Here is a 23,552-nt window from a genome sequence, read left to right on the forward strand (position 1 = left end):
GGGACGTCACGCGCCGCCGCGCCACCGGGCGAACACGAGTTCAGCAAATCGGGCGGAGGTACGGTTTCCCGTCCGCTTTCCCGGCGGAGCGCATAGGCTGGAATTCGCCCGTAAGCCCGTTCGGTCCGGCGGAATGGAACACGCGACGATGAGGAGCCGCAAGGTTACGCACGGTGACACCCCTGCGTACGCCCTGGACGGTGCCGCCACCGCGCGGGCAGCCATGGACGGCGACGGCACGATCGTGGAGTGGAACGAGGGCGCCAGGCGTCTGCTGGGCTGGCACGCTACGGAGATCGTGGGCCGTCCCGCCGAGGAGCTGCTGGCCCCCGGGGGCTCCTTCCTGCCGCCCCCGCCGGGCAGTCGCAGCTGGAACGGCACGCTCGCGCTGCGTCACCGCGACGGGCGCACGGTGACGGCATGGCTGCTCGCCCACCACCGGGGCCTGCGGAGCGCCGACGGCAACGGCAGCTGGCTGGTTCTCTGTCCGCTGGACGATCCGGGTCCGCTGGTCCGGGACGATCCGCTCGCGGCCGCCGTCATGTTCCAGTCGCCGTGCGCCATGGCCGTCTTCGACGACCGCCTCCGGCTGCGCGGCATCAACGAGGTGATGGCGGACGCCGTGGGGATGCCCGAGGACAACCTCCGGGGTCTGCACATGTCCGAGATCCTCGGCGGCCGCCAGGGCGAGAAGCTGGAGCAACACCTGCGCGAGGTGCTGGCCCTGGGCCGCCGCAAGGACGTGCAGACCTTCCTCCGGGCGGCCGACGAGGACCGGGCCCACGCCTGGTCGGCGGCGATCGCCCCGCTCATGGACGAGGCGGGGGTACCGATCGGGGTCTGTGTCACCGGACACGACATCACCGAGCAGTACCTGGCGCGGCAGCGACTGCAGCTGGTCAACGAGGCGAGCATCCGCATCGGCACCACCCTCGACGTGCGGCGGACCGCCCAGGAGCTGGCCGACGTGTGCGTCCCCGTCCTCGCCGACTTCGTCAGCGTCGACCTCATGCAGTCCCTCGACCACGGCGACGAACCCCACGAGGGCCCGCTGTCCGCGCCCTTCACACTGCGCCGCGCCGCCCACCAGTCGGTGACCCCCGGGTGTCCCGAGGCGGTGGTCGAGGTGGGCCACACCGATGTGTACCCGGCCACCTCCCCGCAGGCGGCGTCCCTGTCCGTCGGGCACACCATCGTGGCGACGGACCCCGCCAACACCCTCTCGGACTGGCTCGCCTGGGACCCGGTGCGCAGCCAGCGGGTCAAGGAGCTGGGCGTCCACACCACGATGTCGGTGCCGATCCGGGCCCGCGGCACCACCCTCGGCGTGGCCGTCCTCACCCGCTTCAAGCGGCTCGACCCGTTCACCCCCGACGACGAGCTGCTGGCCGAGGAGGTGACGGCCCGCGCCGCCGTCTGCATCGACAACGCCCGCCGGTACTCCCGCGAACGCGAGACCGCCCTCGCCCTCCAGCGCAGCCTCCTCCCCCAGACCCTCCCGCGCATGCCCGCTCTGGAGGCCGCCTCCCGCTACCTCCCGGCGGCGCAGGCCGGGGTCGGCGGAGACTGGTTCGACGTCATCCCGCTGTCCGGGATGCGGGTGGCCATGGTCGTCGGCGACGTCGTCGGCCACGGCGTCCAGGCGTCCGCCACCATGGGCCGCCTGCGGACCGCCGTACGCACCCTGGCCGATGTCGACCTCGCCCCCGACGAGCTGCTCACCCACCTCGACGACCTCGTCGTACGGCTGTCCGCCGAGGCCGGCAGCGAGGGAGTCACCGGTGAGGTGGGCGCCACCTGTCTGTACGCCGTCTACGACCCGGTGACCCGGCGCTGCACCTTCGCCCGTGCCGGGCACCCGCCGCCGGTGGTGCTGGACCCGGACGGACGGCCCATGGAGGTCGAAGTGCCGTCGGGACAGCCCCTGGGCCTCGGCGGACTGCCCTTCGAGTCCGCCGAACTCGAACTGCCCGAGGGCACGGTCATCGCCCTCTACACCGACGGCCTGATCGAGACCCGGGACCGGGACATCGACGCCGGTCAGGAGCTGTTGGCGGAGGCGCTGTCCGGCCGCAAGGGCTCCCTCGACGACATCTGCCAGGACGTCGTGCAGTCCCTGCTCCCCGCGAACGGCGCCCCCGACGACGTGGCACTGCTGCTGGCCCGCACCCGGGGACTGCGGGCGGAGCGGGTGGCGACCTGGTCGATACCCGCCGACCCCGCGTTCGTCGCCCGGACGCGTCAGTACGTGCTGACGCAGATGGCGCTGTGGGGCATCAGCGAGTCGGCGTTCACGACGGAGCTGGTGGTGAGCGAGCTGGTCACCAATGCCATCCGGCACGGCGCCCCGCCCATCCAGCTGCGCCTGATCCACGACGACACCACCCTCATCTGCGAGGTGTCGGACGGCAGTGGCACCGCCCCGCATCTGCGCCGGGCCAAGACCTTCGACGAGGGGGGACGCGGGCTGCTGCTCGTGGCCCAGCTGACGCAGCGCTGGGGCAGCCGGCACACCGAGGACGGCAAGACGATCTGGGCGGACCTGGCCCTGTCGGAGGAGTGAGCACGGCCTCGGCGAGGTGAGCCGGATCTCACCTCACGGTCACTCGCGTGTTCGTCGAGTGTCGCCGGGCAGCTGTAGGGTGCACCAGTCTCCGCGCCGTCGAGCGCCCTGACTCCCCCCGCCGAAGCACGCCCCGAAAGCCCTGCCTTGAACACCGCCCTCGCCGAGGTCCTGTCCGTAGTCCTGCTCGTCGTCGTCCTCGGCTGCGCGGTCGCCCGCCCCTTCGGCCTGCCGGAGGCGGTCGTCGCCGTACCGGCCGCCGGGATCGCCGTGGCCGCCGGCGCCGTCTCCCTGGACCACGCCCGCGCCGAGGCGGAGCTGCTGGGCCCGGTGCTCGGGTTCCTGGCCGCCGTGCTCGTGCTGGCCAAGCTCTGCGACGACGAGGGGCTCTTCCAGGCGTGCGGGGCGTGGATGGCGCGCGCGTCGGCCGGCCGGCCCCGTCGGCTGCTGGGGTCGACGTTCGCCCTGGCCTCCGGCATCACGGCGGTGCTCAGCCTCGACGCGACGGTCGTGCTGCTGACCCCGGTGGTGTTCGCGACCGTGGCCCGGCTGGGCGCCCGCCCCAAACCGCATCTGTACGCCACCGCGCACCTGTCGAACACGGCCTCGCTGCTGCTGCCCGTGTCCAACCTCACCAACCTGCTGGCGTTCACCGCGAGCGGGCTGACCTTCACCCGGTTCGCGCTGCTGATGGCGGCGCCGTGGGCGGTGGCCGTGGCCGCCGAGTACCTGGTGTTCCGGCGGTTCTTCGCGGCCGATCTGGACGCGGCGGCGCCCCCGCCCGAGGAGCCCGTCGAGGCGCCCGAGCTGCCGATGTTCGCGCTGGTCACGGTCGTGTGCACGCTCGCCGGCTTCGTGCTGACGTCCGTGCTCGGGATCGAGCCGGTGTGGGCGGCGCTGGCCGGGGCGCTGGCGCTCTCGGTCCGTGCGCTGGTTCGCCGCACCACGTCCCCGGTCGCACTGTTCCACTCCCTGTCCCTGCCCTTCCTCGCCTTCGTGCTGGCGCTCGGGATCGTGGTGCGCGCGGTGGTCGACAACGGGCTCGCCGACGCGCTGGGCCGGGTGATGCCGTCCGGCACCGGTCTGCTCGCCCTCCTCGGCGTCGCCGCCCTGGCCGCCGTCCTCTCCAACGTCATCAACAACCTGCCCGCGGTCCTGGTGCTGGTCCCGCTGGCCGCCCCGCTGGGCACGGGCGCCGTCCTCGCCGTGCTGCTGGGGGTCAACATCGGCCCGAACCTGACGTACGCAGGTTCCCTGGCCACCCTGCTGTGGCGGCGCATCGTCCACCAGCACGACCACGGGGTGGACCTCGGCGAGTTCACCCGCCTCGGCCTCCTCACGGTCCCGGCGGCCCTGGGGTCGTCGGTGGTGGCGCTGTGGCTGTCGCTGCTGGTCTTCGGCGGCTGAGGCGGTCCACCGCCCACCCCCGCCGGTCGGCGGCACGACCGGGACGAAGGCCGGGGACGGGGCCGTTCAGTCGCGGTCCCGGAGCCCCTGCCGGTACTCTCCCGGCGGCACCCCGTAGCGCTGCCGGAACACCCGGCTGAAGTGGAACGGGCTGCCGAACCCGGAGGCGGCGGCGACCCGTTCCACGGGGAGCTCGGTGACCTCCAGGAGACGGGCGGCGTGCAGCAGGCGGGCCTGGCTTAGGGCACGCATCGGGGAGTGGCCGAGCTGCTCGGTGAAAAGGTGCGCGAAGCGGGACGGGGAGAGGGAGACCCGCTCGGCGAGGGAGTGGACGGTGTGCGGGGCACCGGGGTCGGCGGCGATCAGGTCCTGCGCCCGCCTGATCCTCGGATCCACCCCCGGCCGGCGCGGCTCCGCCCTGGCGGCGGTGAGCAGCACCACCTCCTCCAGTGAGCACAGGGCGAGTTCACGGGCCGCCGTGCCGTGCGCGACGGCGACCTCATCAGGGGGTGCGAGGGCCCCGGGCGTCGACAAGGTGCCGCCGCCCTGCGACGGTTCGACGTCGGTGCGCGGGGCGGGCGGGGTGCCCTCGCCGGTCCAACGGGCGTCCGCCAGCATGCGGCGAAACGCAGCCTCGACCCGTTCGCGGATGCCGTCGGGCGCCGGGGGCACGGCGTACACGCGATCGGCGGTCTCGTACGGGCGCAGCCAGGCGGTCCAGGACGGACGCGCCTGGCAGTGCACCCACCAGAACGCCCAGTGCCCGGCACCGGTCAGGACGGTGTAGTGCTGCGGCACCCCCGGGCCGAGGACCACGAGGTCACCCGGGCCGGCCGGGACCCGCGTGCCGCCCTGCCGCAGCAGTCCTCTCCCGCCCGTGGTCCAGGTGAACAGCCAGCTGTCCGCGCCGCGCGGCCGGTGCACGGCGTAGGACGGCCGCTGGTCGAAGCGTCCGATGATCACCTGGCCCGGCGCGGGATTGTCGGGCGCAGCAGTCTCGGGCAGGTCGTCAGCATGCACAGGCATCCTCCGGAAGAGCGCTCGTGCCTAGCTTGGAATACACGACGACGCCGAGAAGGGGTGCCGCGGATGACAGTCACGGACAACACGGAGTTCGAGGAGAACGGCTATGTGGTGGTGCGGAGGCTGTTCTCGCCCACCGAGATCGAGCAGCTGTGCGACCGGTTCGCGGCGCTGCGGGCCGGCGGCCCGATTCCGGGTCACTTCGAGCCGCGCCCGGCCCCGGACGACGGGCCGGCGGATCCCCTGCAGGTCTACCCCCGGGTGATGCATCCGCACCGCATCGACGACATGTCGCTGCGGGTTCTCCTCGACACCCGGCTGCGGGAGATCCTTGAGGAGCTGCTCGGCGAGGAGGTTCTGGCCGCGCAGAGCATGTTCTACTTCAAGCCGCCGGGGGCCCGGGGGCAGGCGCTGCACCAGGACAACTTCTATCTGCGGGTCGAACCGGGGACCTGTGTGGCCGCGTGGATCGCCTGCGACGTGATCGACCGGGACAACGGCGGTCTGGAGGTCGTGCCGGGGACGCACCGCATGGATCTGTTCTGTCCGGAGGCGGCGGACCCGGAGGTGTCCTTCGCCCGCGAGTACGTCGCGCCGCCGCCCGGTCTGACCCCCGTGCCCGTCGACATGTCCCCGGGTGACGTCCTCTTCTTCAACGGCAGCCTGGTCCACGGCTCCCAGCCCAACCACACCGCCGACCGCTTCCGCCGTTCCTTCATCGGCCACTACGTGGGCCGCTCCGCCGAACGCATCGGCCGCTACTACGAGACGCTGACGATGAGCGGCGCCCCCGTGACCCTCGCGGAGAGCGAGGGAGCGGGCCCGTGCGGCACGGAGTTCGAGCCGGTGGGCGCCCACTGAGGCTCAAGGCCGGTCGAGCATTTCCCCGGCGGACCGCCTCGGACACCGTGCTCGCCCGGTTCTCGGACCCGGGAGCTGGTCGGCCAGGACGCGATCGCCTACCACTCCCGGGTCCTCCCCCACCTGGTCGAGGCAGCCGTCCGCTGCGGCGACCGGGTCCTGGCCACGACGGCCCTGCGGACCCTGGAGTCCCGGGCGACGGCCACCGGCACCCCCTGGGCGCTCGGTCTGCTGGCGCGCTGCCGGGCCCTGCTCGCTCCCGGACGACGCCGATCCGCTGTACCGCGAGGCGATCTCGCTGCTCTCCGGCAGCGGCGCCCGTGCCGACCTGGCGGTCGCGCACCTCCTCTACGGCGAGTGGCTGCGCCGCCGCAAGCGGCGCAGGGCCGCCCGCGAACAGCTGCGCGCGGCGCTGACGATGTTCGACACCATGCGGGCCCGGAGCTACGCGACGCGCGCCGAACGGGAGTTGGCGGCGACCGGTGCATCCGCGGCGCGGTCCGGTGGGAGCGGACGGGGCGCTCACCCCGCAGGAGCTGACCATCGCCCGGCTCGCGAAGGGAGGCGCCACCAACGCCGAGATCGCGGCCCAGCTGTTCATCAGCGCGAGCACGGTCGACTACCACCTGCGGAAGATCTTCCGGAAGCTCGACGTCACCTCACGCCGTCGGCTGACACGCGTCCCGGACCTCTGAGGCGGCGGCCGGGGAACCGGACCTCTGGGGCCGCGGCCGACGGAGGTCCGTGGGCGCCGGGCGGCAGCTGTGGCGAGGTGGAAGGGCTCGGCTTAGCGTCGATCACGGGTGGCGGTCCACCCAGTTCACCCGGTCCACCCGGTCCACCCGGTCCACCCGGTCACGACTACGCGTTCCACAGGATTCGGCGCCGCGCCGCCGCGCCGGAGGATGCACGGGTCGGACACACCCGCAGACGGGAGCACCCCCATGCCGTACCCTCGCCCCGGCCTACCCCGGCTTCGAGGTCGAGGTCGAGTCGCTGAACGCCGACACCTCCCCGATCGAGAAGGTGACGGTCCCCCAGATCGTCGACAGCCTGGCCGCCCTCGTCCAGGGCCTCGACAAGCCGCTGGTCCTCATCGGCCACTCCGCCGGCGGAGTCTTCGTCCAGCTGCTTCTCGACCGGGGCCTCGGCGCGGCGGGCGTGGCGATCAACTCGGCGCCCACCGAGGGGGTCGCCGTGCTGCCCCTGGCCCAGATCAAGTCGGCGTTCCCCGTGCTGAAGAACCCCGCCAACCGGCACCGCGCGGTCGGTCTCACCTTCGAGCAGTGGCACTACGCGTTCACCAACACCTTCCCCGAAGAGGAGTCGAGGGCGCTGTACGAGCGGTACGCCGTGCCCGCCTCCGGGAGCATCTTCTGGGACAGCGCCCTGGCCACCCTGCGCCCCGGCCACCAGAGCATCTATGTGAACTACCACAACGGGGACCGGCCGCCGCTGCTGTTCGTCTCGGGCGAGAAGGACCATCTGATGCCGCCCAAGGTGCAGCATTCCAACGCCAAGCACTACAAGTCGCACACGGTCACCGAGGTCAAGGAGTACCCCGGGATGCCGCATCTGCTGCCCGCCGCGCCCGGCTGGGAGGCCGTCGCGGACGGCGCCCTCGACTGGGCAGTCGCGCACGCGCGCTGAACTCCCGTACCCGGGGCGGCCGTCGCCACGGCCGCCCCGGGCCTTTCCGGAAGGGATCCCCGTATGACCGGCGTCCGCCTCACGCACATCGGCGGCCCGACGACCCTGATCGAGATCGGTGCGCTGCGGCTGCTGACCGATCCGACGTTCGACCCACCGGGCCGCCGCTATGCCTTCGGCTGGGGCACGTCCTCGCGCAAGACCGCCGGGCCCGCCCTGCCGGCGACGGAACTGCCGCCGGTGGACGCGGTGTTGCTCACGCACGACCATCACGGCGACAACCTCGACGACGCCGGGCGGGCCCTGCTGCCCGGGGTGGAGACCGTGCTCACCACCCCGGCCGGGGCCCCAGGCCGTGGACGTCTGCCGGCTGCTGCGTCCTCGTACCGTCGTGCCGGTGCACTACGAAGGATGGAGTCACTTCCGCGAAGCCCGCGTGGCGGCCGAGCGGACGTTGGCCGGGGCCCCTGCCGAGGTGCGGGACGTGTTCCGGTGGCTGCCGATGGGGGCGGTGACGGAGCTCAGCGTGTGAGGGCCTCTCCCCCGTCGTCCGCCTCCAGCAGGTCCAGCGCCCGTTCCCACAGGAACTCGCCGCGTCCGCCGTCCGCCCCCTCGGCCTCACCGGTGTACGGGTCGCCGAACCTGACGCCCATGCCGCGCAGCCGCTCCAGGCTCGCGCGGTACGCGGGGTGGGCGGCGAGAGCGTCGGCGACGCAGGGCAGCACGGCGATCGGGACCCCCAGGCCGCATGCCTCGCACAGCGTGCCGACCGCTAGGGTGTCGGCCAGTCCGGCGGCCCACTTGTTGACGGTGTTGAAGGTGGCGGGCGCGACCACCACGGCGTCCGGCGGCGGGAAGGGGCGGGCGTCGCCCGGTCGCCGCCAGGCGGAACGGATCGGGCGCCCGGTCTGCGCCTCGACGGCGGCCGTGTCGAAGAAACCGCCCATGGCGACCGGCGTCGCGATGACCCCGACCTCCCAGTCCCGTTCCTGGGCGGCGGTGACGAGCTTGCTGACGCCTGCGGCGACGCCGGCCGCGCAGACGACGACGTAGAGGAAGGGCCCCTCGCCCCGGCCGGGCCCGCTTCGTCCCGACCGGTCTTCGGCGGTGTTCGCAGTCGCAGTCACCTGTCGACCCTACTGAACCCGCCTCATCCGCCGGGCGACCTCGCGACAAAGCGTTCGACGTCCGCGGCGGTCGGCCGGAGCAGTCCATGCGGGAGGTGGTGCTCATGGCGGATCACCTCTCGTCCGTACAATTTGATCCCGAATGACCGATCAACCGATCAAAGGAGCACCCGTGCCCGGCCATCGATCCATCACCGAAGCCGAGAAGCTCGCCGCCGCGAAGCTGGGGGACTTCTCGATCCGCTGGGACCAGATGGCGGCGGTGGCGAACATCTACCGGGCCGCCTCGGCGGTGCGGCAGCACCTGGAGAACTCCGTGCTGCGCGGTTCCGACCTGACCTGGACGGCCTTCGTGGTGCTGTGGGTGGTGTGGGTGTGGGGCGAGTCCGAGACCCGGCACGTGGCCGAGGAGGCGGGCATCTCCAAGGGCACGCTCACGGGGGTGGCCCGGACGCTGGAGTCGCGCGGGCTGGTGCGGCGGGCGGACCATCCGACGGACGGCCGGCTGGTGCTGCTGGCCCTCACCGACGAGGGCGAGGAGTTGATGCGGCGGGTGTTCCCGGCCTTCAACGAGGAGGAGTCCTTCGTCACCGGGCAGCTCAGCGACGCGCAGTGCCGGGGCCTCGCGGAGGGGCTGCGCAGTGTCGTGCTCCAGGTCGAGGAGCACGGCGAGGAGCGCCGCCGCACCCTGCTGAACGGCGCCGAGCCCGCGCCCCGGCGCAGTGGCCGCCGCCCGAAGGCGTGACGGCTCCGCGCCCGACGCACCTGCCCGTCCACCCCCGCACCTTCCTTGTCGTTTGTGTTCGAACAAGGCAGGTGGACGTCTCATCCATGGTCAAGGGCCGCCGGCGAATCGATCGCGCACGGCGCCCGTCCTGGCCCTAATTCGCTTGCGAGGGCGGAGCGGCTGCCCTCACGATCTGCGCATGTTCACCCATCACACCTCCCTGACGCCGTTGCTCGCCACCGCCTCGCCGGTGCGGGGGCAGCAGCAGCCGGGCCGACCGTGGGAGCCGACACCGCCCCGGTCATGACGGCCGCGCTCGTCGCGGGGCTCCTCGCCGGCTATGGCATCGCCATCCCGGTCGGAGCGGTCGCGACCTATCTCGTCTCCCTCACCGCCCGTACGTCCCTGCGGACCGGAGCGTGCGCCGCGCTCGGCGTCGCGACGGCCGACGGACTGTACGCCCTGCTCGCCGCCCTCGGCGGCACGGCTCTCGCGAACGCCCTGCAACCGGTGCTGACACCGCTGCGTTGGGCCTCCGCCCTGGTGCTCCTCGCGCTGGCGGCACGCGGCGCGATCGGGGCGGTCCGCCAGTACCGTGCCCGGCACCTGCCCACCCGCGCCCAGCCGGATCCGGTCGGGCCCGCGCGCGCCTATGTCACCCTCCTGGGGATCACCCTGCTGAACCCCACGACGGTGGTGTACTTCGCCGCGCTGGTGCTCGGCAGCCGTGCCACGGAAGCCGTGAGCGCCTTGGAACAGGCGGTGTTCGTGCTCGCCGCGTTCCTCGCCTCGGCGAGCTGGCAGCTGCTGCTCGCGGGCGGTGGCGCCCTGTTGGGGCGCGCGCTGACCGGACACCGGGGCCGGCTGGTCACCGGCCTCGTGTCGAGTGCCGTGATCGCGGGACTGGCGGTGCTGCTGCCGTAGCCGTCGCCCGCGGCGGGCCGCGCTCCCACACATTCCGTGCGGGCGTGGCCCGATGAGGATGATTCCGCGAGGGGCCGGTGTTGAATGCGGGGACGAGTCCGTAAGCCACAGCAAGGGACGGTTGCCATGCCTCTTGAGGGCGAGTACGTGCCCAGCCCCACCCAGTGGGTGCGCGAGCAGGTCGAGTTGTACGAGAGCTCGGGCGGCACACGGGGGACGACGCTGCTGGACACCGGGCTGCCGGTCATCGTGCTCACGACGCGCGGCGCGAAGAGCGGGAAGATCCGCAAGACGCCGCTGATGCGGGTGGAGCACGAGGGGCGGTACGCGGTCGTGGCCTCGCTGGGCGGAGCGCCCAAGCACCCCGTCTGGTACCACAACGTCAAGTCCGACCCGCTGGTGGAACTCCAGGACGGGCCCACGCGGCAGGACCTGACCGCGCGTGAGGTCACCGGGGACGAGAAGGCGGAGTGGTGGGACCGGGCGGTCGCGGCGTATCCCCCGTACGCGGACTACCAGGAGAAGACGGACCGGGAGATCCCCGTGTTCGTGCTGGAGCCGGTGGAGGGGTGACCGTTCCCCGTCGGCGGTGAGGGGCGGCATGTCGTCGGGTGCGGGTCCGGTGAGGGCTTCTCGCGCAGTTCCCCGCGCCCCTTATGGGCCTACGGCCCTTTCGGGCCCGAGAAAAGCAGGGGCGCAGCGCCGCTTTTTCAGGGGCGCGGGAACTGCCCGAGAAGCCCCCACCGGACCCGCACCCGGCGAACAAAAAACTTCGCCCCGCCGCGCATGTTCCCCGAAGGGCCGGGCACCCGAGTCTCAGGCCCCGCCGCGTTCCCCCGTCGCGGCGGGGCTTTCTCCTGCCCGCTCCCCCGGACCCGTCTTCTCCGTCACGTCGAGGAAGATCTGGTCGGCCTCGGGGACGACATGGGCGATGGAGCGCTTGATACGGACGGCGACCAGCTCGACCTCCTCGCTGTCGAGGCCGGGGACGAGGTCGACGCGAGCGGCCACCAGGGTCGATTCCAGGCCGAGTTGCATGGTGAGCAGGGCCTCGACGGTGTCGATCTCGGGCTGCGCCTCCAGCAGGGAGCGGATCTTCCGGCTGGGTTCGGGGTCGGCGGCGACCCCGATGAGCTGTTCGCGGGCGTCCCGGCCGAGCCAGTAGGCGACGTACACGAGCAGGGCCCCGATCGCGAAGGAGGCGGACGCCTCCCAGATCACCTCGCCGGTCATCATGTGCAGAACCATCCCGGCGATCGCCAGGGTCACCCCGAGGACCGCCGTGCCGTCCTCGGCGACCACCGTGCGCAGTGCCGGGTCCCGCAGTCCGTCGACGCCGCCCTCCCGCCGCACCTGGTGCAGGGCCCGCAGCAGTGAGGCGCCCTCGGAGAGGAGGGCCACGACGAGCACGGCGATTCCGGCGATGTAGCCACCGTAGGAGTCCGCGCTCTCGGCCGTCAGGGCGTGGACCGCCTGGTAGAAGGAGAAGCAGCCGCCCATCACGAAGATGCCGACGGCGGCCAGCAGGGACCAGAAGAAGCGCTCCTTGCCGTAGCCGAAGGGGTGCCGGGCATCGGCGGGGCGTCGGCTGCGGCGCAGCGCGGCGAGGAGGAAGACCTCGTTCAGGCTGTCCGCGACCGAGTGCGCGGCCTCCGACAGCAGGGCGGGCGAGCCGGCGAGGAGTCCGCCGACGGTCTTGGCCACGGCGATCAGCAGGTTGGCGCCGAGGGCGACGAGGACCGTGATCCTGGTCCTGCGGTCCGCCCGTGTCCCACCCTCTTCCCGGGTCCCCGGTTCTTCGAGAACCGCCCCGCCCCGCTCGTCCTTCGTCTCGGTGTCTTGTGGTGTCCGGGTCACTTTCGCCGCTTGCCCCGACCGGTCGCGCTCACACCGTGGGGGTTGCTCGAATCGGGGAACTCCTGTCAGGGCAGATGTATCCGGACGGGACGGGAGGACGGACGGCATGAGTGTCGGTGAGGGCAACGAGGCGTACGGGCGGAAGGCGTTCAAGCGGTCCAGGAGCCACTTCGCGGACCGGATCACCGCCGACGGCCGCGACGGCTGGCCGGTGGAGCCGGGCCGCTACCGGCTGGTGGCCAGCCGTGCCTGCCCGTGGGCCAGCCGGGCAGTGATCTCCCGGCGGCTGCTGGGTCTGGAGGACGCGCTGTCGATGGCCGTCGTCGACCCGATCCAGGACGACCGGAGCTGGCGGTTCACGCTGGACCCGGGCGGCCGCGACCCGGTGCTGGGCATCCGCTTCCTGAAGGAGGCGTACGACGCCCGGGAGAGCGACTACCCGGGCGGGGTCAGCGTCCCCGCGGTCGTGGACGTGCCGAGCGGTGAACTGGTCACCAACGACTACCAGCGGATCACCCTCGACCTCGCCACCGAGTGGACGGATCTGCACCGCGAGGGCGCGCCCGACCTGTACCCCGAGGCCCTGCGCGAGGAGATCGACACGGTGATGGCCGAGGTCTACGAGGACGTCAACAACGGCGTGTACCGGGCGGGCTTCGCCACCGGGCAGAAGGAGTACGAGGAGGCCTGTGCCGGGGTGTTCCGGCGGCTGGAGGCACTGTCGGAGCGGCTGGCGGGGCAGCGCTACCTGGTCGGCGGGACGATCACAGAGGCGGACATCCGGCTCTTCACCACACTGGTGCGTTTCGACCCCGTCTACCACGGTCACTTCAAGTGCAACCGCTGGAAGCTGGCGGAGGACCCGGTGCTGTGGGCCTACGCCCGTGATCTCTTCCAGACCCCCGGTTTCGGGGACACCGTCGACTTCGACCACATCAAGCGGCACTACTACCAGGTGCACACGGGCATCAACCCGACCGCCGTGGTGCCGCTGGGGCCCGATCTCGCGGGCTGGCTCGCCCCCCACGGGCGGGAGGACCTGGGCGGCAGCCCGTTCGGCGACGGCACGCCGCCGGGGCCGGTGCCCGCCGCCGAGGTCGTGGCCCCGCGGGGCCGTCCCTGACCGGACGGCGTCGCCGCCGACCATCCGCACGCGAAGGAGGAGGACCAGATGTCCAAGAAGAAGAAGCTGCCTGTCGCCTACAAGCCGATCGGCTTCGCGCTGGGCTGGGTGAGCGGTGCGGTGGCCTCGGCCGCGTTCCGCAAGACCTGGAAGCTGATCCGGCACGAGGACGACGCGCCCGACGCGCTCGACCGGGACCGGGGCTGGGGCGAGATCCTGCTGGCGGCGGCCGTCCAGGGTGCGATCTTCGCGGTCGTGCGCAGTGCGGTGGACCGCACGGGCGCCAAGGCCATCGAGCGGTCCACCGGGGTGTGGCCGGCCGACCAGAAGGGAGGCCGGGACTGACGTCCGGACGCCGGCCGGGTGGCCCCCGCTGGGGCCGCCCGGCCTCTTTTTTCGTGCCCTGGACCTGCCCCTGGCCTGCGGCCCCTAGCCCTGCTTGGGGGCCGTGGGGTGTTCGCGGCGCAGTGTGAAGGAGTGGCCGGCGGGGTCGGAGTATCCGCGCTCCTCGAAGGGGCCGCTCGCCTCCTTGGTGTCGACCGGACGTCCGCCCAGGGAGACGATCAGCCGCTCGGCCTCGTCCAGGTCCTCGACGTAGAAGTCCAGGTGGGCCTGGAGGGAGTTCTCGGGGCGGGGCCAGCTGGGCGGGGTGGCGTTGACGTCGCGACGGAAGGCCATCCGGGCACCGCAGGCGCCCTCGATCTCGACGCGGTTGGCGGTCGCGTCCGTCTCCCGCGCGTCCAGCAGTGCCTTGTAGAACACCGCGAGCTTCTCCGGTTCGGCGCAGTCCAGCACCACGAGGCCCGCCTGTACCAGTGCCATGTCTCCTCCGTACGGGATCCCGGGCGCGGGGGACGGTCCGCCGCCGCCCATACGCTCCCCGGGTACCCGCCGGCTACAGGTTCAGCCGCAGGGTCGGCCCCACCGCCATGCGGCCCGTCGGATCGGCGACCCTCATGGCGTTGTACGTCCGGCCCGTTCCCGGCTCGGGGCCCGCGTCTCGCGATCGTGCACGGCGGCCAGCAGCAGCCTGGCGGGGTCCTTCAGGGCGGCCGTGAAGATCTCGGCGGACAATCCGCCGCCACCGGTTCACGCCTCCCCCGATTGGACTTCCCGGACAGTCGTCCAGCTATAGTGGACACCTGTCCAAGAAGTTCGGAAAGCATCGAGTGAACGACGGAGTCTGTTGACCATGGAGATCCTGGCGAACGTGCTGGTCGCGCTGGTGGCCCTGCTGCACGCGTACATCCTGGTGATGGAGATGTTCCTTTGGCAGAAGAAGCCGGGGATGTCCTTCCACGGAATGGACGCCGAGATGGCACGGCGGACGGCCTCCCTCGCCGCCAACCAGGGTCTCTACAACGGCTTCCTCGCCGCCGGTCTGGTCTGGGGCCTGATCGCCGACGACCCGACCGGGTTCCGGGCGCAGATCTTCTTCCTGTCCTGTGTGATCGTCGCGGGCGTGTACGGCGCCGCCACCGCCAACCGCCGCATCCTCGTCGCCCAGGCACTGCCCGGCGCCCTGGCCCTGGCCGCCGTGCTCGCCGCCGGATGACCCCCGAGGAGCCCCGGGCCACGGAGGACCCCCGAGCCTCCCGCACCCGGGCCAGGCTGCGGGAGGCCCTCCTCGACGAGTGCGCTCGGCACCCCCTGCACGAAGTCAGCGTGGCCGCGCTGGTCCGCCGGGCGGGGGTGGGCCGCGCCACGTTCTACGTGCACTACCCGGACCTGGAGGCGCTGGCGGTCGACGCCTGCGCCGATGTCGTACGGGAGGCCGTGGAGGCGCTGCACGCCTGGCGCGGGCGCCCCGACCCGGTGCGGGCACCGGACGCCCTGCCCGCGTTCTTCGCCGGTCTCGCCCCGCACGCCGCGCTGTACCGCGCGCTGCTCGCGCCCGGCGGCGGTGGACCGCTCGGCCGGGTGCTGCACCGGGACCTGCGCGCCTACAGCCTGCGGGAACGCGAGCTCGCGGGGGCCGCGGACGCGCCGCTGGTGGCCTCCGCCGTGGCGGCCACCTTCGCGGGGGTCCTCGCGGACTGGCTGCACGGCCTGCTGGACGGCACCCCGCGGGAGATCGCCGACCAGGCGTGGCAGCTGCTGGTCGCGCTGCACCGCAGCCGCTGAGCGCCCCGGACGCGGCCGCCCCCCGGTCCCCGCGGCGCGGGACGCCTCATGCCCCGGACAGCCCTGTGGGTGACCTGGCGTGCAGGTCACCCACAGGGCCGGGGGTCACGTGGGGAGAACGTGCCCCGGCGGGAGATGGCTTCTGGGCCGTCGGAGGCGGTGGGCGGGCTCGCGGGCGTCGGGCCACCCGGCGGGCCCGCGTGTCAGAAGGTCAGCACGGGCTTGATGCTCCGGCCGCCGCTCATGTCCGCGACCGCCCGGTCGATGTCCTCGAACTCGTACCGGCTGATCATCCGGTCGAGCGGCAGCTTGCCCTCCTTGACGAGCTGGACGAGGACCGGGATGGCGGTCTGGATCTCGTTGTCGCCGAGGGTGAGGCCGACGACGCGCTTGCCGCCGAGCATGCCGTTGACGTCGAGGGAGACCTCCGTGCCGAACGGCGGGGCGCCCACGATGACCAGCGTGCCGCGGGCGGCGAGGGCGTCGACGCCCTTGCGGAGCACGGCGACGCTGCCGGTGGTCTCCACGACGCCGTCGGCGCCCCGGCCGCCGGTGATCTCCATGATCGCCCCGGTGATGTCGGCGACCTCGCCGGCGTTCACCGTGTGGGTGGCCCCCAGCTCCTTCGCCAGTTCCAGGCGCTCGCTCACCTTGTCCACGGCGACGACCGTGGTCGCCGGGGTCAGGTTCGCCGCCATCACGGCGGACAGGCCCACGGCCCCGGCGCCGAGGACGACGACGGTGCTGCCGGGGCGGGGCTCCAGCACGTTCCAGACCGCGCCGACGCCGGTCTGGACGCCGCAGCCGAGCGGGGCGATGGAGTCCAGCGGGACGTCCGGGTCGACCTTGACGAGGCCGCGCTCGTCGACCAGGGCGCGCTCGGCGAAGGAGGACTGGCCGAAGAAATGGCCGCCCAGCTCCTGGCCGTCACGGCTGATGGTGCTGGTGCCGTCGGCGCGCCGACCGCCGATCAGGTTGAGCGGGAGCCAGGTGGCGCAGTACGCCGGGTGCCCGTCGCGGCAGTTCTGACAGCCGCCGCAGGAGGTGAAGGACAGGACGACATGGTCGCCCGGGGCGACGGCGGTGACACCCGGGCCGACGGCCTCGACGACACCGGCGCCCTCGTGGCCCAGCACACCGGGCAACGGGAAGGGCAGCCCGCCGCTGGCGACCCCCAGGTCGGTGTGACACAGGCCGGCCGCGACCATCCGGACCAGGACCTCGCCCTGCGCCGGCTCGTCGAGGACGACCTCGGAGAGGGTGAAGGGCGCGCCCCCGGACTCGACCACGGCCGCACGTGTGGTGGTGGACATGCTCATGAACTCCTTGTTCGTCGGTGAGCCACCGGACCGTTCCCGCCGGCTCACCGGGGATCCCGGGGAAGGCGCTCAGTCGAGCGAGACGACGACGGACTTGACCTTGGTGTAGGACTCCAGGGCCTCGGGGCCGTACTCACGCCCGAAGCCGGAGGCCTTCACTCCGCCGAAGGGCACGGCGGGGTCGAGCATCGGCCAGTCGTTGACCCAGACGATGCCCGCCTGGAGGCGGTCGGCCACCCGGTGGGCGCGGGTGAGGTTCGTGGTCTGGATGCCGGAGGCCAGGCCGTACGGCGTGGAGTTGGCCAGTTCGACGGCCTCGTACTCGGAGTCGAAGGGCTGCACGGTGAGGACCGGCCCGAAGACCTCCTCCTGGACGACCCGGGAGTCGTTGGCGAGGTCGGCGATGACGGTCGGCTTGTAGTAGTAGCCGCCGTCGAGGTCCAGGCGCTCGCCGCCGCACACGATGCGGCCGCCCTCCTTGCGGGCCAGCTCGACGTACTCCTCGACCTTCTTCAGGTGCCGCTCGCCCGCCATCGGGCCGATGACGGTCTCCGGCTGCCGGGGATCGCCGAGGGGCACGCCGGGCACCGCGTCGGCGAGGATGCCGAGGACGGTCTCGTAGACGGGACGGGCCACCAGCAGCCGGGGGCCGCCCATGCAGAACTGGCCCGTGTTGAAGACGAAACCCTTGATGATGGCGCCGATGGCCTTCTCGATGTCGGCGTCCTCGAAGACGACGTGCGCCGCGTTGCCGCCCAGCTCCATGGTGACCTGCTTCAGCCCCTCGCCGGCGACGCTCGCCGCGTGCCGGCCGGTGGCGGTGGAGCCGGTGAAGGCGATCTTGTCGACGCCGGGGTTGCGCAGCAGCGCCTCGCCGGCGACCGGGCCCGTACCCGTGACGACGTTGTAGACGCCGTCGGGGACGCCGGCCTGCTTGAGGAGGCCCGCCATGTAGAGGGCGCTGAGCGGGGTCTCCTCGGCCGGTTTGTGGACGACCGTGTTGCCGGCCGCGAGCGCGGGGGCGATCTTCGAACCGGCCAGGATCAGCGGGAAGTTGAAGGGGGTGATCGCGCCGACCACACCGATCGGGCCGCGCCTGGTGTAGGCGAGGCGGTTGTTCGGGACGTCGCGGGCGGAGCCGTCCAGGGTCCAGGCGAGGGAGGCGTAGTACTCGTAGTCGTTGGCCGCGTTCGTCACGTCGACGGCGTGGGCCAGCGTGATGGGCTTGCCGACGTCGCGGCTCTCGATCGCCGCGATCTCGTCGGCGTTCTCCCTGATGAGCTGGGCGACGCGATGCAGGATCCGGCCGCGCTCGCGGCCGCTCAGCCCGGACCAGCCGCCGCCGTCGAAGGCATCGCGCGCGGCGCGCACCGCGGCGTCCACGTCGGCGGCGCCCGCCTCCGCGACGGTCGTGACCACCTGGCCCGTGGACGGGTCGATCACGTCGGTCCGTGCCCCGTCACTCGCCTCGACCCACTGCCCACCGATGAACAGCCGCCCGGGCTCGCTCTCGAAGGTGGTCGTCATTGCCCACTCCTCAGCTTTGGTCCAGCCTTGTTCGCCACATCTTCAACCAACAGGAATCCTGTTGGTCCGCAGTTTCATCACACACAGGATTCCTGTCAATGCTTTACGCTGACCCCATGGTCGGCACCAAGGCACACCCGTCGCTCCTCTACATGGTCAAGCAGGTAGAGCTCGTTGTCCGCTCGCGCCTGGACGAGCTGGTGAAGCCGGCCGGGATCACGGCGCTGCAGTACACCTCGCTCACGGTCCTCCAGCGCCACGACGGGCTCTCGGCCGCCCAGCTCGCCCGCGACTCGTTCGTGACGGCCCAGTCGGTCGCGGATCTCGTCCGCAGTCTGGAGAACCGGGGGCTCGTGCGCCGGGAGCGCAATCCGCGCAACCGGCGCGAGCTGCACATCCTGCTGACCGACGAGGGGCGCGAGCTGCTCGCCCGCTTCGCCGGGCCCGTGCGCGAGCTGGAGGAACGCATGATCAGCAACCTCACCCCGAACCAGGCGGAACAGCTCCGGCAGGCGCTGTCCAAGGCGTGGCACGCGCTGTCGTAGGAGGCACTGCGCGAAACTCCGGACGGCTTGCCGAAGAAATCGCAGACATATGTCAATCGAACATGCTGAAATTCACTCTGACGAGGGTAACTTGCAAGGCGGGGAAGGGTTTTGCCCTCACACCCTCACAGAGTCCGGTAGGAGGCGATGCCGTCGTGTCGAGCGACCCCACACCGCCCGCGACCGGGTACCTGCGCGTCCGCACGGACCGCGGCCACAGCGTGCTCGAACTGCACGGTGAGATCGACATCGCGGCGGCCGTGGAGATCATTCCGCATCTCGACGCGGAGACCGGACGCCCCGGCGCCCGGGTCGTGATCGACCTCCGGCACGTCGAGTTCTTCGACTGCTCCGGGCTGCGGCTGCTCTACCGGGCGCGGCAGCGGGTGCTCGACCGCGACGGCGAACTGCGCCTGGTCTGCACCCATCCGCTCACCCTGCGCGTCCTCAGGGTCACCGGCCTGGCCCGGCTGCTGCCGCCCGCCGCGTCCCTGGACGCGGCCCTGGGACAGCCCGAGGCCACGTCCGGCACGTTATGACCCCGCTCCGGCCGTCAGCCCTCGTCCCCCGCGTCGCCCGCGGGCGCGTCGAACAGGGCGCTGACGGACTCGCCGTTGTGGATACGGCGGACCGCCTCCGCGAGAGCGGGGGCGATGGAGAGCACCTTCAGCTTGTCGGTGCGCTCCTCCACGGGAACCGGCACGGTGTTGGTGCAGACGATCTCCAGCACGTCGGGCTGCTCGCTCAGCCGCTTCAGAGCGCCCGCCGCGAACAGCCCGTGGGTGCAGGCCACCCGGATCGAGCGCGGCCCCAACTCCCTTAGCCGCTGCAGGAGTTCCAGGACGGTACTGCCCTTGGCGATCTCGTCGTCCAGGACGATCACATCCCGTCCGGCGACCTCGCCGATCACCGAGCTGATGCTCACCCGGTCGTCGGCGAACCGCTGTTTGGCACCCGCCGCGACCTGCGCGCCGATCATGCGCGCGAACGCCGCCGCCTCCTTGGCGTTGCCCAGGTCCGGGGAGACCACCGTCGTACGCGTCAGGTCGTAGCGCCGGAAGTGCGCGGCCAGCTCGCGCAGCGCGTGCAGATGATCGACCGGCACCGAGAAGAAGCCGTGCACCTGCGGCGAGTGCAGCGTCATCGCGAGCACCCGGCCGGCACCCGCCGACACCATCAGATCGGCGACCAGCCGGCCGCCGATGGAGATCCGCGGGGCATCCTTCTTGTCCGAGCGGGCGTACGAGTAGTGCGGCATGACCACGGTGATCCGGCCGGCCGAGGCCCCGCGCGCCGCATCGCACATCAGCAGCAGCTCGACGAGATGCTCCTGCACCGGCGTGACCAGCGGCTGGACCAGGAAGACGTCCTTCTCCCGGCAGTTGGCCTGGAGCTGCACCTCCAGACAGTCGTTGGCGAACCGGCTCACCCGGGACGGACTCAGCGGCACCCCGAGGTGCGCGCAGACCTCCTCCGCGAGTTCGGGGTGGGCGCTGCCGGTGAAAACGGCGATGTCACGCACGGTCGGCTCCTCGCATGAGCATGATCATTACGGGTTGCGCGGCTCATGCTAGGCGAACAATCGCCAACTGGGCGTTCCCCCAGGGCCTTTGAGGGCATTCGTTGAAAGAGGAAGGAGGGCCGTCTACATGACGACGTCCATCAAACGCACGCGTGTGCCCGGCTGGGCCAAGCTGCTCGCCGCCGTGGTCATCCTCATCGTGGTGCTGCTGGCCGCGCTGCGGATGCTGGTCTTCGGAGGGCTGGACGACGTGTTCGGCACCGAGGAGCACGACCGCTCGGGACCGACGCTCCTGAAGTCCATCCAGGACATGAGCCGTTACGACGCCGCCTCGGGCAACTTCCAGGTGGTCGTCGACCTGGAGAAGGACGCCAAGTACCTGCCGGACGCGATCCGCGGCACCCGCACGCTGTACGTGGGCGCGGGCACCGTGGACGCCTATGTCGACCTCGGCAAGGTCGGCGAGAACGACGTGAAGATGAACGAGGACCGCACCTCGGCCACCATCGACCTCCCGCACGCGCAGCTCGGCAAACCCGCCCTCGACACCGAGCACTCCTACGCCGTCTCCAAGGAGCGCGGCCTGCTCGACCGCCTCGGCGACCTGTTCTCGGGCAACCCCAACAGCGAACAGGCCGTACAGCGCCTCGCCGTCAAGCACATCGGGGACGCCGCGAAGGAGAGCGAGCTGAAGGAGCGGGCCGAGGCCAACACCACCGACATGCTCGAAGGACTGCTGAAGTCGCTCGGCTTCAAGGAGGTGAAGGTGACGTACGGGTCGTGACCGGGCACCGGCGCCCTCCCCGGCTGCGGGGAGGGCGTGCCGTACGCCGGCCCGTCCGCGGCCGGCGTACCCGCGCGCCCTCCCACGCCCCTCCGCTCCCGGGCGCCTGACGGCGCCCCTCGAACGGGAGCGGGTCCCTGTCACTCGCGGTCCGGGTGCCCGCGAGGGGCGGTCCGAAACCCGGCGGGGGCCGGTCGGCGACTTCCCGCACACGGCGCGCGGGTGGGCATCGTGGACCGCTTCGGGGGTAACCACCTTGATACACAGGGAAGTTGAAATCGGGAGGGTCGCATGGCCGGCACCACGTCACGTACCCGTTCCACCACCTCCGGCCGCCGTTCCCCGGCGGCCGAGCGCGATCCACGCCCGCTCCCGCTGCCCCTGCGGCTGCTGGTGATGGCCCTGGCGTTCCTGGCGATGGTGGCGTTCGGAGCGGTACTGGCCGGGCTCACCCTCCAGCCGTCCCCGGCGTCGGAGGCGCTCACCCACAGCAACCTCCGCCCCGGCGCCTCACTGGAGCTGTACTGGCACCACCCCGACCCGCGCGACGCGCTCAAGCAGGTCGGCGGGAACGTCCTGCTGGGCCTGCCGTTCGGGATCCTGCTGCCGGTGCTGGCGCCCGGCGCGCGGGGTCTGCTGCGGGTGCCCGCCCTGACCGCGCTGATGATGCTGCTGGTCGAGCTGGTGCAGGGCGCGCTGGTCACCGGGCGGGCGTTCGACATCGACGACGTCATCCTCAACACGGCGGGCGCGCTGCTGGGCTATCTGCTGCTGGGCCGGCGCCTCGGCCGGGCCGTCCACGCCCGGGCGCCGCGAGCGCCGAAGCCCGCACCGGCCCGGGGCAGGACGCCGGCTCGCGGCAAGGGAGCGGCTCGGGGCAAGGGAGCGGCTCGGGGCGCGGGAACCGCCCAGGCAAAGGCGTCGCCCCAGCCGAAGGCCCCGCGCGGCGCCTGGGCCCGGCGTCTGCGGGTGGTCCGTCGCAAGGAGTCCGGACCGGGGGCCGGGCGGGCTAGCGCGGCGTCCAAGTGAGCTTGTCGCCGCCCACCCAGCGAACCTGGTCGGGATCGTCGAGGTCGTGCACGACGACCCCGTAGGCGGCGGCCGCCTGGAGGACGTCCGTCAGCCGCTTCGCCTCGCCGACCACCTGACCGTCGATCTCCACGATCCGGAAGGGCGGCGTACCGGGCTGCACCCCGAGCACCAGGACCCGGGGATGGGAAATGTAGGGGCTCGCGCTTTCGGTCATGTTTCGAGGGTAGAGCGGTCCGGCGGCGGGTGACCGGGTGAGGACGGGACGGTGCGGCCCGACCGGTCCGACGCCGCCCGTGATCGTAGGGCCGTCGTGCGGGTACCCGGGGCCTGGGTGACGCTGGAAGCGGGAGGCTGGAGGTGCCATGGATCCCGTCGAGGCCCTGGACCGGATCGCTTTCCTGCTGGAGCGGGACCGGGCCCCCACCTACCGCGTACGGGCGTTCCGTACGGCAGCCGCCGTGCTCGGCGCGTTGCCGGCCGACGAGGTCGCCGAGCGGGCGGCCGCGGGTTCGCTGGAGTCGCTGAAGGGGGTCGGGCCGAGGACCGCGCAGGTGGCGCGTGAGGCGCTGGCCGGGGAGGTGCCGGGCTACCTGCGGAAACTGGAGGAGGGGGCCGAGGCTCCGCTCACGGAGGGTGACGCGGGCGCGGAGCTGAGGAAGCGGATCAGGGGCGACTGCCATGTGCACTCCGACTGGTCGGACGGCGGCAGCCCGATCGAGGAGATGGGCCGGACCGCCGCGCGCCTCGGCCACGAGTGGACGGTGCTCACCGACCACTCCCCCAGGCTGACCGTCGCCCGCGGCCTGTCCCCGGAGCGGTTGCGGGAGCAGCTCGACGTGGTGGCCGCGCTGAACCAGACCTGGGCGCCGTTCCGGCTGCTCACCGGCATCGAGTGCGACATCCTCGACGACGGCTCGCTGGACCAGGAGCCGGAGCTGCTGGACCGGCTGGACGTGGTGGTGGTGTCCGTCCACTCCAAGTTGCGGATGGACGCGCGGGCGATGACCCGGCGGATGGTCGCCGCGGTGCGTGATCCGCACTCCGACGTGCTCGGGCACTGCACGGGGCGGCTGGTCACCGGACGGGGCCGGCCGGAGTCGGAGTTCGACGCGGACGCGGTCTTCGCGGCGTGCGCGGAGACCGGGACGGCCGTGGAGATCAACTCCCGGCCGGAGCGGCTGGATCCGCCCCGGCGGCTGCTGCGGCGGGCCGTGGAGGCGGGGGTGCTGTTCTCGATCGACACGGACGCGCACGCACCGGGGCAGTTGACGTGGCAGGTGCACGGGTGTGCGCGGGCGGAGGAGTGCGGGGTACCGGCCGAGCGGGTGGTGACGACGTGGCGGGTGGATGAGGTGGTGAGGTGGGCGCGTGATCGGGAGGTGCCGGAGGGAGTGGTGAGTGCCTGCTGTCTCCTATACACATCTGACGCTGCCGACG

General features: G+C 72.3%; 26 protein-coding genes. 18 read left to right on the forward strand and 8 right to left on the reverse strand.

What is annotated here, in order from left to right:
- Nucleotides 1-148: 148 nt before the first annotated feature.
- Both GWK25_RS26595 and GWK25_RS26600 read left to right on the forward strand, forming a co-directional pair.
- On the forward strand, nt 149-2,563 hold the full coding sequence (locus GWK25_RS26595) for a SpoIIE family protein phosphatase (RefSeq protein ID WP_286014551.1): 2,415 nt from the start codon (nt 149-151) through the stop codon (nt 2,561-2,563).
- Nucleotides 2,564-2,710: 147 nt separating this feature from the next.
- On the forward strand, nt 2,711-3,970 hold the full coding sequence (locus GWK25_RS26600; RefSeq protein ID WP_215453723.1) for an SLC13 family permease: 1,260 nt from the start codon (nt 2,711-2,713) through the stop codon (nt 3,968-3,970).
- Nucleotides 3,971-4,036: 66 nt separating this feature from the next.
- Here GWK25_RS26600 and GWK25_RS26605 read toward each other — a convergent pair whose 3' ends face one another.
- Nucleotides 4,037-4,996, reverse strand: coding sequence for a helix-turn-helix domain-containing protein (locus GWK25_RS26605; protein ID WP_215453724.1), 960 nt, complete (start codon nt 4,994-4,996; stop codon nt 4,037-4,039).
- 63 nt (nt 4,997-5,059) lie between these two features.
- On the opposite strand from GWK25_RS26605, the gene GWK25_RS26610 reads away from it, so the two are divergent.
- From GWK25_RS26610 to GWK25_RS44340, 4 genes are all read left to right on the forward strand, one after another.
- Complete coding sequence (locus GWK25_RS26610; RefSeq protein WP_215453725.1) at nt 5,060-5,854, forward strand: phytanoyl-CoA dioxygenase family protein; 795 nt, start codon at nt 5,060-5,062, stop codon at nt 5,852-5,854.
- 503 nt (nt 5,855-6,357) lie between these two features.
- The gene (locus GWK25_RS43825; RefSeq protein ID WP_308404332.1) at nt 6,358-6,549 is read left to right on the forward strand and encodes a helix-turn-helix transcriptional regulator; all 192 of its coding nucleotides are present in this window, start codon (nt 6,358-6,360) and stop codon (nt 6,547-6,549) included.
- Nucleotides 6,550-6,598: 49 nt separating this feature from the next.
- Nucleotides 6,599-7,504, forward strand: a complete 906-nt coding sequence (locus GWK25_RS26620) for an alpha/beta hydrolase (protein ID WP_308404333.1) — start codon at nt 6,599-6,601, stop codon at nt 7,502-7,504.
- Nucleotides 7,505-7,901: 397 nt separating this feature from the next.
- Nucleotides 7,902-8,036 carry a hypothetical protein gene (locus tag GWK25_RS44340; RefSeq protein WP_286014552.1) on the forward strand — a complete coding sequence of 45 codons (135 nt, stop codon included), beginning with the start codon at nt 7,902-7,904 and terminating at the stop codon, nt 8,034-8,036.
- Here GWK25_RS44340 and GWK25_RS26630 read toward each other — a convergent pair.
- Nucleotides 8,026-8,631: a flavoprotein gene (locus GWK25_RS26630; RefSeq protein ID WP_215453729.1), complete on the reverse strand. Its 606-nt coding sequence runs from the start codon at nt 8,629-8,631 to the stop codon at nt 8,026-8,028. The two genes, GWK25_RS44340 and GWK25_RS26630, sit on opposite strands and share 11 nt — an antisense overlap.
- Before the next feature lie 172 nt (nt 8,632-8,803).
- Between GWK25_RS26630 and GWK25_RS26635 the strand changes: the two genes are divergently transcribed.
- The 3 genes from GWK25_RS26635 to GWK25_RS26645 all read left to right on the forward strand — a co-directional run bounded on the left by GWK25_RS26635 (nt 8,804) and on the right by GWK25_RS26645 (nt 10,855).
- Nucleotides 8,804-9,376: a MarR family winged helix-turn-helix transcriptional regulator gene (locus GWK25_RS26635; protein WP_215453732.1), complete on the forward strand. Its 573-nt coding sequence runs from the start codon at nt 8,804-8,806 to the stop codon at nt 9,374-9,376.
- Nucleotides 9,377-9,661: 285 nt separating this feature from the next.
- Nucleotides 9,662-10,282, forward strand: a complete 621-nt coding sequence (locus GWK25_RS26640; protein ID WP_215453735.1) for a LysE family transporter — start codon at nt 9,662-9,664, stop codon at nt 10,280-10,282.
- 126 nt (nt 10,283-10,408) lie between these two features.
- Nucleotides 10,409-10,855 carry a nitroreductase family deazaflavin-dependent oxidoreductase gene (locus GWK25_RS26645; RefSeq protein WP_215453737.1) on the forward strand — a complete coding sequence of 149 codons (447 nt, stop codon included), beginning with the start codon at nt 10,409-10,411 and terminating at the stop codon, nt 10,853-10,855.
- 243 nt (nt 10,856-11,098) lie between these two features.
- Here the strand turns inward: GWK25_RS26645 and GWK25_RS26650 are convergent, their stop codons facing one another.
- The gene (locus GWK25_RS26650; protein ID WP_215453738.1) at nt 11,099-12,139 is read right to left on the reverse strand and encodes a cation diffusion facilitator family transporter; all 1,041 of its coding nucleotides are present in this window, start codon (nt 12,137-12,139) and stop codon (nt 11,099-11,101) included.
- 106 nt (nt 12,140-12,245) lie between these two features.
- Here GWK25_RS26650 and GWK25_RS26655 point away from each other — a divergent pair, with 106 nt between their 5' ends.
- Complete coding sequence (locus GWK25_RS26655) at nt 12,246-13,262, forward strand: glutathione S-transferase family protein (RefSeq protein ID WP_215453739.1); 1,017 nt, start codon at nt 12,246-12,248, stop codon at nt 13,260-13,262.
- Between the two features lie 48 nt (nt 13,263-13,310).
- On the forward strand, nt 13,311-13,607 hold the full coding sequence (locus tag GWK25_RS26660) for a DUF4235 domain-containing protein (RefSeq protein WP_215453741.1): 297 nt from the start codon (nt 13,311-13,313) through the stop codon (nt 13,605-13,607).
- A gap of 84 nt (nt 13,608-13,691) precedes the next feature.
- On the opposite strand, the gene GWK25_RS26665 is transcribed toward GWK25_RS26660, so the two are convergent.
- Nucleotides 13,692-14,084 carry a VOC family protein gene (locus GWK25_RS26665; RefSeq protein WP_215453743.1) on the reverse strand — a complete coding sequence of 131 codons (393 nt, stop codon included), beginning with the start codon at nt 14,082-14,084 and terminating at the stop codon, nt 13,692-13,694.
- A 370-nt stretch (nt 14,085-14,454) separates the two neighbouring features.
- Here GWK25_RS26665 and GWK25_RS26670 point away from each other — a divergent pair, with 370 nt between their 5' ends.
- Together GWK25_RS26670 and GWK25_RS26675 are read left to right on the forward strand one after the other, a co-directional pair.
- Nucleotides 14,455-14,817, forward strand: a complete 363-nt coding sequence (locus GWK25_RS26670) for a DUF1304 domain-containing protein (RefSeq protein ID WP_215457601.1) — start codon at nt 14,455-14,457, stop codon at nt 14,815-14,817.
- A complete protein-coding gene (locus GWK25_RS26675; protein WP_215453746.1) occupies nt 14,814-15,386 on the forward strand; it encodes a TetR/AcrR family transcriptional regulator in 573 nt (190 codons plus the stop codon). Before GWK25_RS26670 ends, GWK25_RS26675 begins: the two co-directional genes overlap by 4 nt.
- Before the next feature lie 203 nt (nt 15,387-15,589).
- Here GWK25_RS26675 and GWK25_RS26680 read toward each other — a convergent pair whose 3' ends face one another.
- Nucleotides 15,590-16,699, reverse strand: a complete 1,110-nt coding sequence (locus GWK25_RS26680) for an NAD(P)-dependent alcohol dehydrogenase (RefSeq protein ID WP_215453748.1) — start codon at nt 16,697-16,699, stop codon at nt 15,590-15,592.
- Between the two features lie 75 nt (nt 16,700-16,774).
- On the reverse strand, nt 16,775-18,232 hold the full coding sequence (locus tag GWK25_RS26685; RefSeq protein ID WP_215453750.1) for an aldehyde dehydrogenase: 1,458 nt from the start codon (nt 18,230-18,232) through the stop codon (nt 16,775-16,777).
- A 116-nt stretch (nt 18,233-18,348) separates the two neighbouring features.
- Here GWK25_RS26685 and GWK25_RS26690 point away from each other — a divergent pair, with 116 nt between their 5' ends.
- Both GWK25_RS26690 and GWK25_RS26695 read left to right on the forward strand, forming a co-directional pair.
- Nucleotides 18,349-18,777: a MarR family winged helix-turn-helix transcriptional regulator gene (locus tag GWK25_RS26690; protein WP_215453751.1), complete on the forward strand. Its 429-nt coding sequence runs from the start codon at nt 18,349-18,351 to the stop codon at nt 18,775-18,777.
- Nucleotides 18,778-18,932: 155 nt separating this feature from the next.
- Entirely contained in the window at nt 18,933-19,316 is a 384-nt protein-coding gene (locus GWK25_RS26695) for an anti-sigma factor antagonist (protein ID WP_215453753.1), read from the forward strand.
- A gap of 14 nt (nt 19,317-19,330) precedes the next feature.
- Here GWK25_RS26695 and GWK25_RS26700 read toward each other — a convergent pair whose 3' ends face one another.
- Nucleotides 19,331-20,299: a ribose-phosphate pyrophosphokinase gene (locus GWK25_RS26700; protein WP_215453755.1), complete on the reverse strand. Its 969-nt coding sequence runs from the start codon at nt 20,297-20,299 to the stop codon at nt 19,331-19,333.
- Nucleotides 20,300-20,426: 127 nt separating this feature from the next.
- On the opposite strand from GWK25_RS26700, the gene GWK25_RS26705 reads away from it, so the two are divergent.
- Together GWK25_RS26705 and GWK25_RS26710 are read left to right on the forward strand one after the other, a co-directional pair.
- Nucleotides 20,427-21,083 carry a DUF4230 domain-containing protein gene (locus GWK25_RS26705; RefSeq protein WP_215453758.1) on the forward strand — a complete coding sequence of 219 codons (657 nt, stop codon included), beginning with the start codon at nt 20,427-20,429 and terminating at the stop codon, nt 21,081-21,083.
- A 291-nt stretch (nt 21,084-21,374) separates the two neighbouring features.
- Nucleotides 21,375-22,112, forward strand: coding sequence for a VanZ family protein (locus GWK25_RS26710; RefSeq protein WP_215453760.1), 738 nt, complete (start codon nt 21,375-21,377; stop codon nt 22,110-22,112).
- Here GWK25_RS26710 and GWK25_RS26715 read toward each other — a convergent pair.
- Complete coding sequence (locus GWK25_RS26715; RefSeq protein ID WP_215453762.1) at nt 22,093-22,329, reverse strand: hypothetical protein; 237 nt, start codon at nt 22,327-22,329, stop codon at nt 22,093-22,095. The genes GWK25_RS26710 and GWK25_RS26715 overlap by 20 nt on opposite strands.
- A gap of 148 nt (nt 22,330-22,477) precedes the next feature.
- Here GWK25_RS26715 and GWK25_RS26720 point away from each other — a divergent pair.
- On the forward strand, nt 22,478-23,552 hold a 1,075-nt coding region (locus GWK25_RS26720), incomplete at its 3' end, for a PHP domain-containing protein (protein WP_251829052.1).

Origin of the sequence: Streptomyces sp. ATCC 21386, from assembly GCF_018728545.1 — a bacterium.
In the GTDB taxonomy this organism is placed as follows: Bacteria; Actinomycetota; Actinomycetes; order Streptomycetales; family Streptomycetaceae; genus Streptomyces.

What these genes read in the sequence shown, in the direction of transcription:
- GWK25_RS26690 (WP_215453751.1), top strand. Translation starts at nt 18,349, where the DNA reads ATGGTCGGCACCAAGGCACACCCGTCGCTCCTCTACATGGTCAAGCAG.
- GWK25_RS26715 (WP_215453762.1), bottom strand. Translation starts at nt 22,329, where the DNA reads ATGACCGAAAGCGCGAGCCCCTACATTTCCCATCCCCGGGTCCTGGTG.
- GWK25_RS26665 (WP_215453743.1), bottom strand. Translation starts at nt 14,084, where the DNA reads ATGGCACTGGTACAGGCGGGCCTCGTGGTGCTGGACTGCGCCGAACCG.
- GWK25_RS26680 (WP_215453748.1), bottom strand. Translation starts at nt 16,699, where the DNA reads ATGTCCACCACCACACGTGCGGCCGTGGTCGAGTCCGGGGGCGCGCCC.
- GWK25_RS26595 (WP_286014551.1), top strand. Translation starts at nt 149, where the DNA reads ATGAGGAGCCGCAAGGTTACGCACGGTGACACCCCTGCGTACGCCCTG.
- GWK25_RS26705 (WP_215453758.1), top strand. Translation starts at nt 20,427, where the DNA reads ATGACGACGTCCATCAAACGCACGCGTGTGCCCGGCTGGGCCAAGCTG.
- GWK25_RS26645 (WP_215453737.1), top strand. Translation starts at nt 10,409, where the DNA reads ATGCCTCTTGAGGGCGAGTACGTGCCCAGCCCCACCCAGTGGGTGCGC.
- GWK25_RS26655 (WP_215453739.1), top strand. Translation starts at nt 12,246, where the DNA reads ATGAGTGTCGGTGAGGGCAACGAGGCGTACGGGCGGAAGGCGTTCAAG.
- GWK25_RS26710 (WP_215453760.1), top strand. Translation starts at nt 21,375, where the DNA reads ATGGCCGGCACCACGTCACGTACCCGTTCCACCACCTCCGGCCGCCGT.
- GWK25_RS26675 (WP_215453746.1), top strand. Translation starts at nt 14,814, where the DNA reads ATGACCCCCGAGGAGCCCCGGGCCACGGAGGACCCCCGAGCCTCCCGC.
- GWK25_RS26605 (WP_215453724.1), bottom strand. Translation starts at nt 4,996, where the DNA reads ATGCCTGTGCATGCTGACGACCTGCCCGAGACTGCTGCGCCCGACAAT.
- GWK25_RS26640 (WP_215453735.1), top strand. Translation starts at nt 9,662, where the DNA reads ATGACGGCCGCGCTCGTCGCGGGGCTCCTCGCCGGCTATGGCATCGCC.
- GWK25_RS26685 (WP_215453750.1), bottom strand. Translation starts at nt 18,232, where the DNA reads ATGACGACCACCTTCGAGAGCGAGCCCGGGCGGCTGTTCATCGGTGGG.
- GWK25_RS26660 (WP_215453741.1), top strand. Translation starts at nt 13,311, where the DNA reads ATGTCCAAGAAGAAGAAGCTGCCTGTCGCCTACAAGCCGATCGGCTTC.
- GWK25_RS26610 (WP_215453725.1), top strand. Translation starts at nt 5,060, where the DNA reads ATGACAGTCACGGACAACACGGAGTTCGAGGAGAACGGCTATGTGGTG.
- GWK25_RS26670 (WP_215457601.1), top strand. Translation starts at nt 14,455, where the DNA reads ATGGAGATCCTGGCGAACGTGCTGGTCGCGCTGGTGGCCCTGCTGCAC.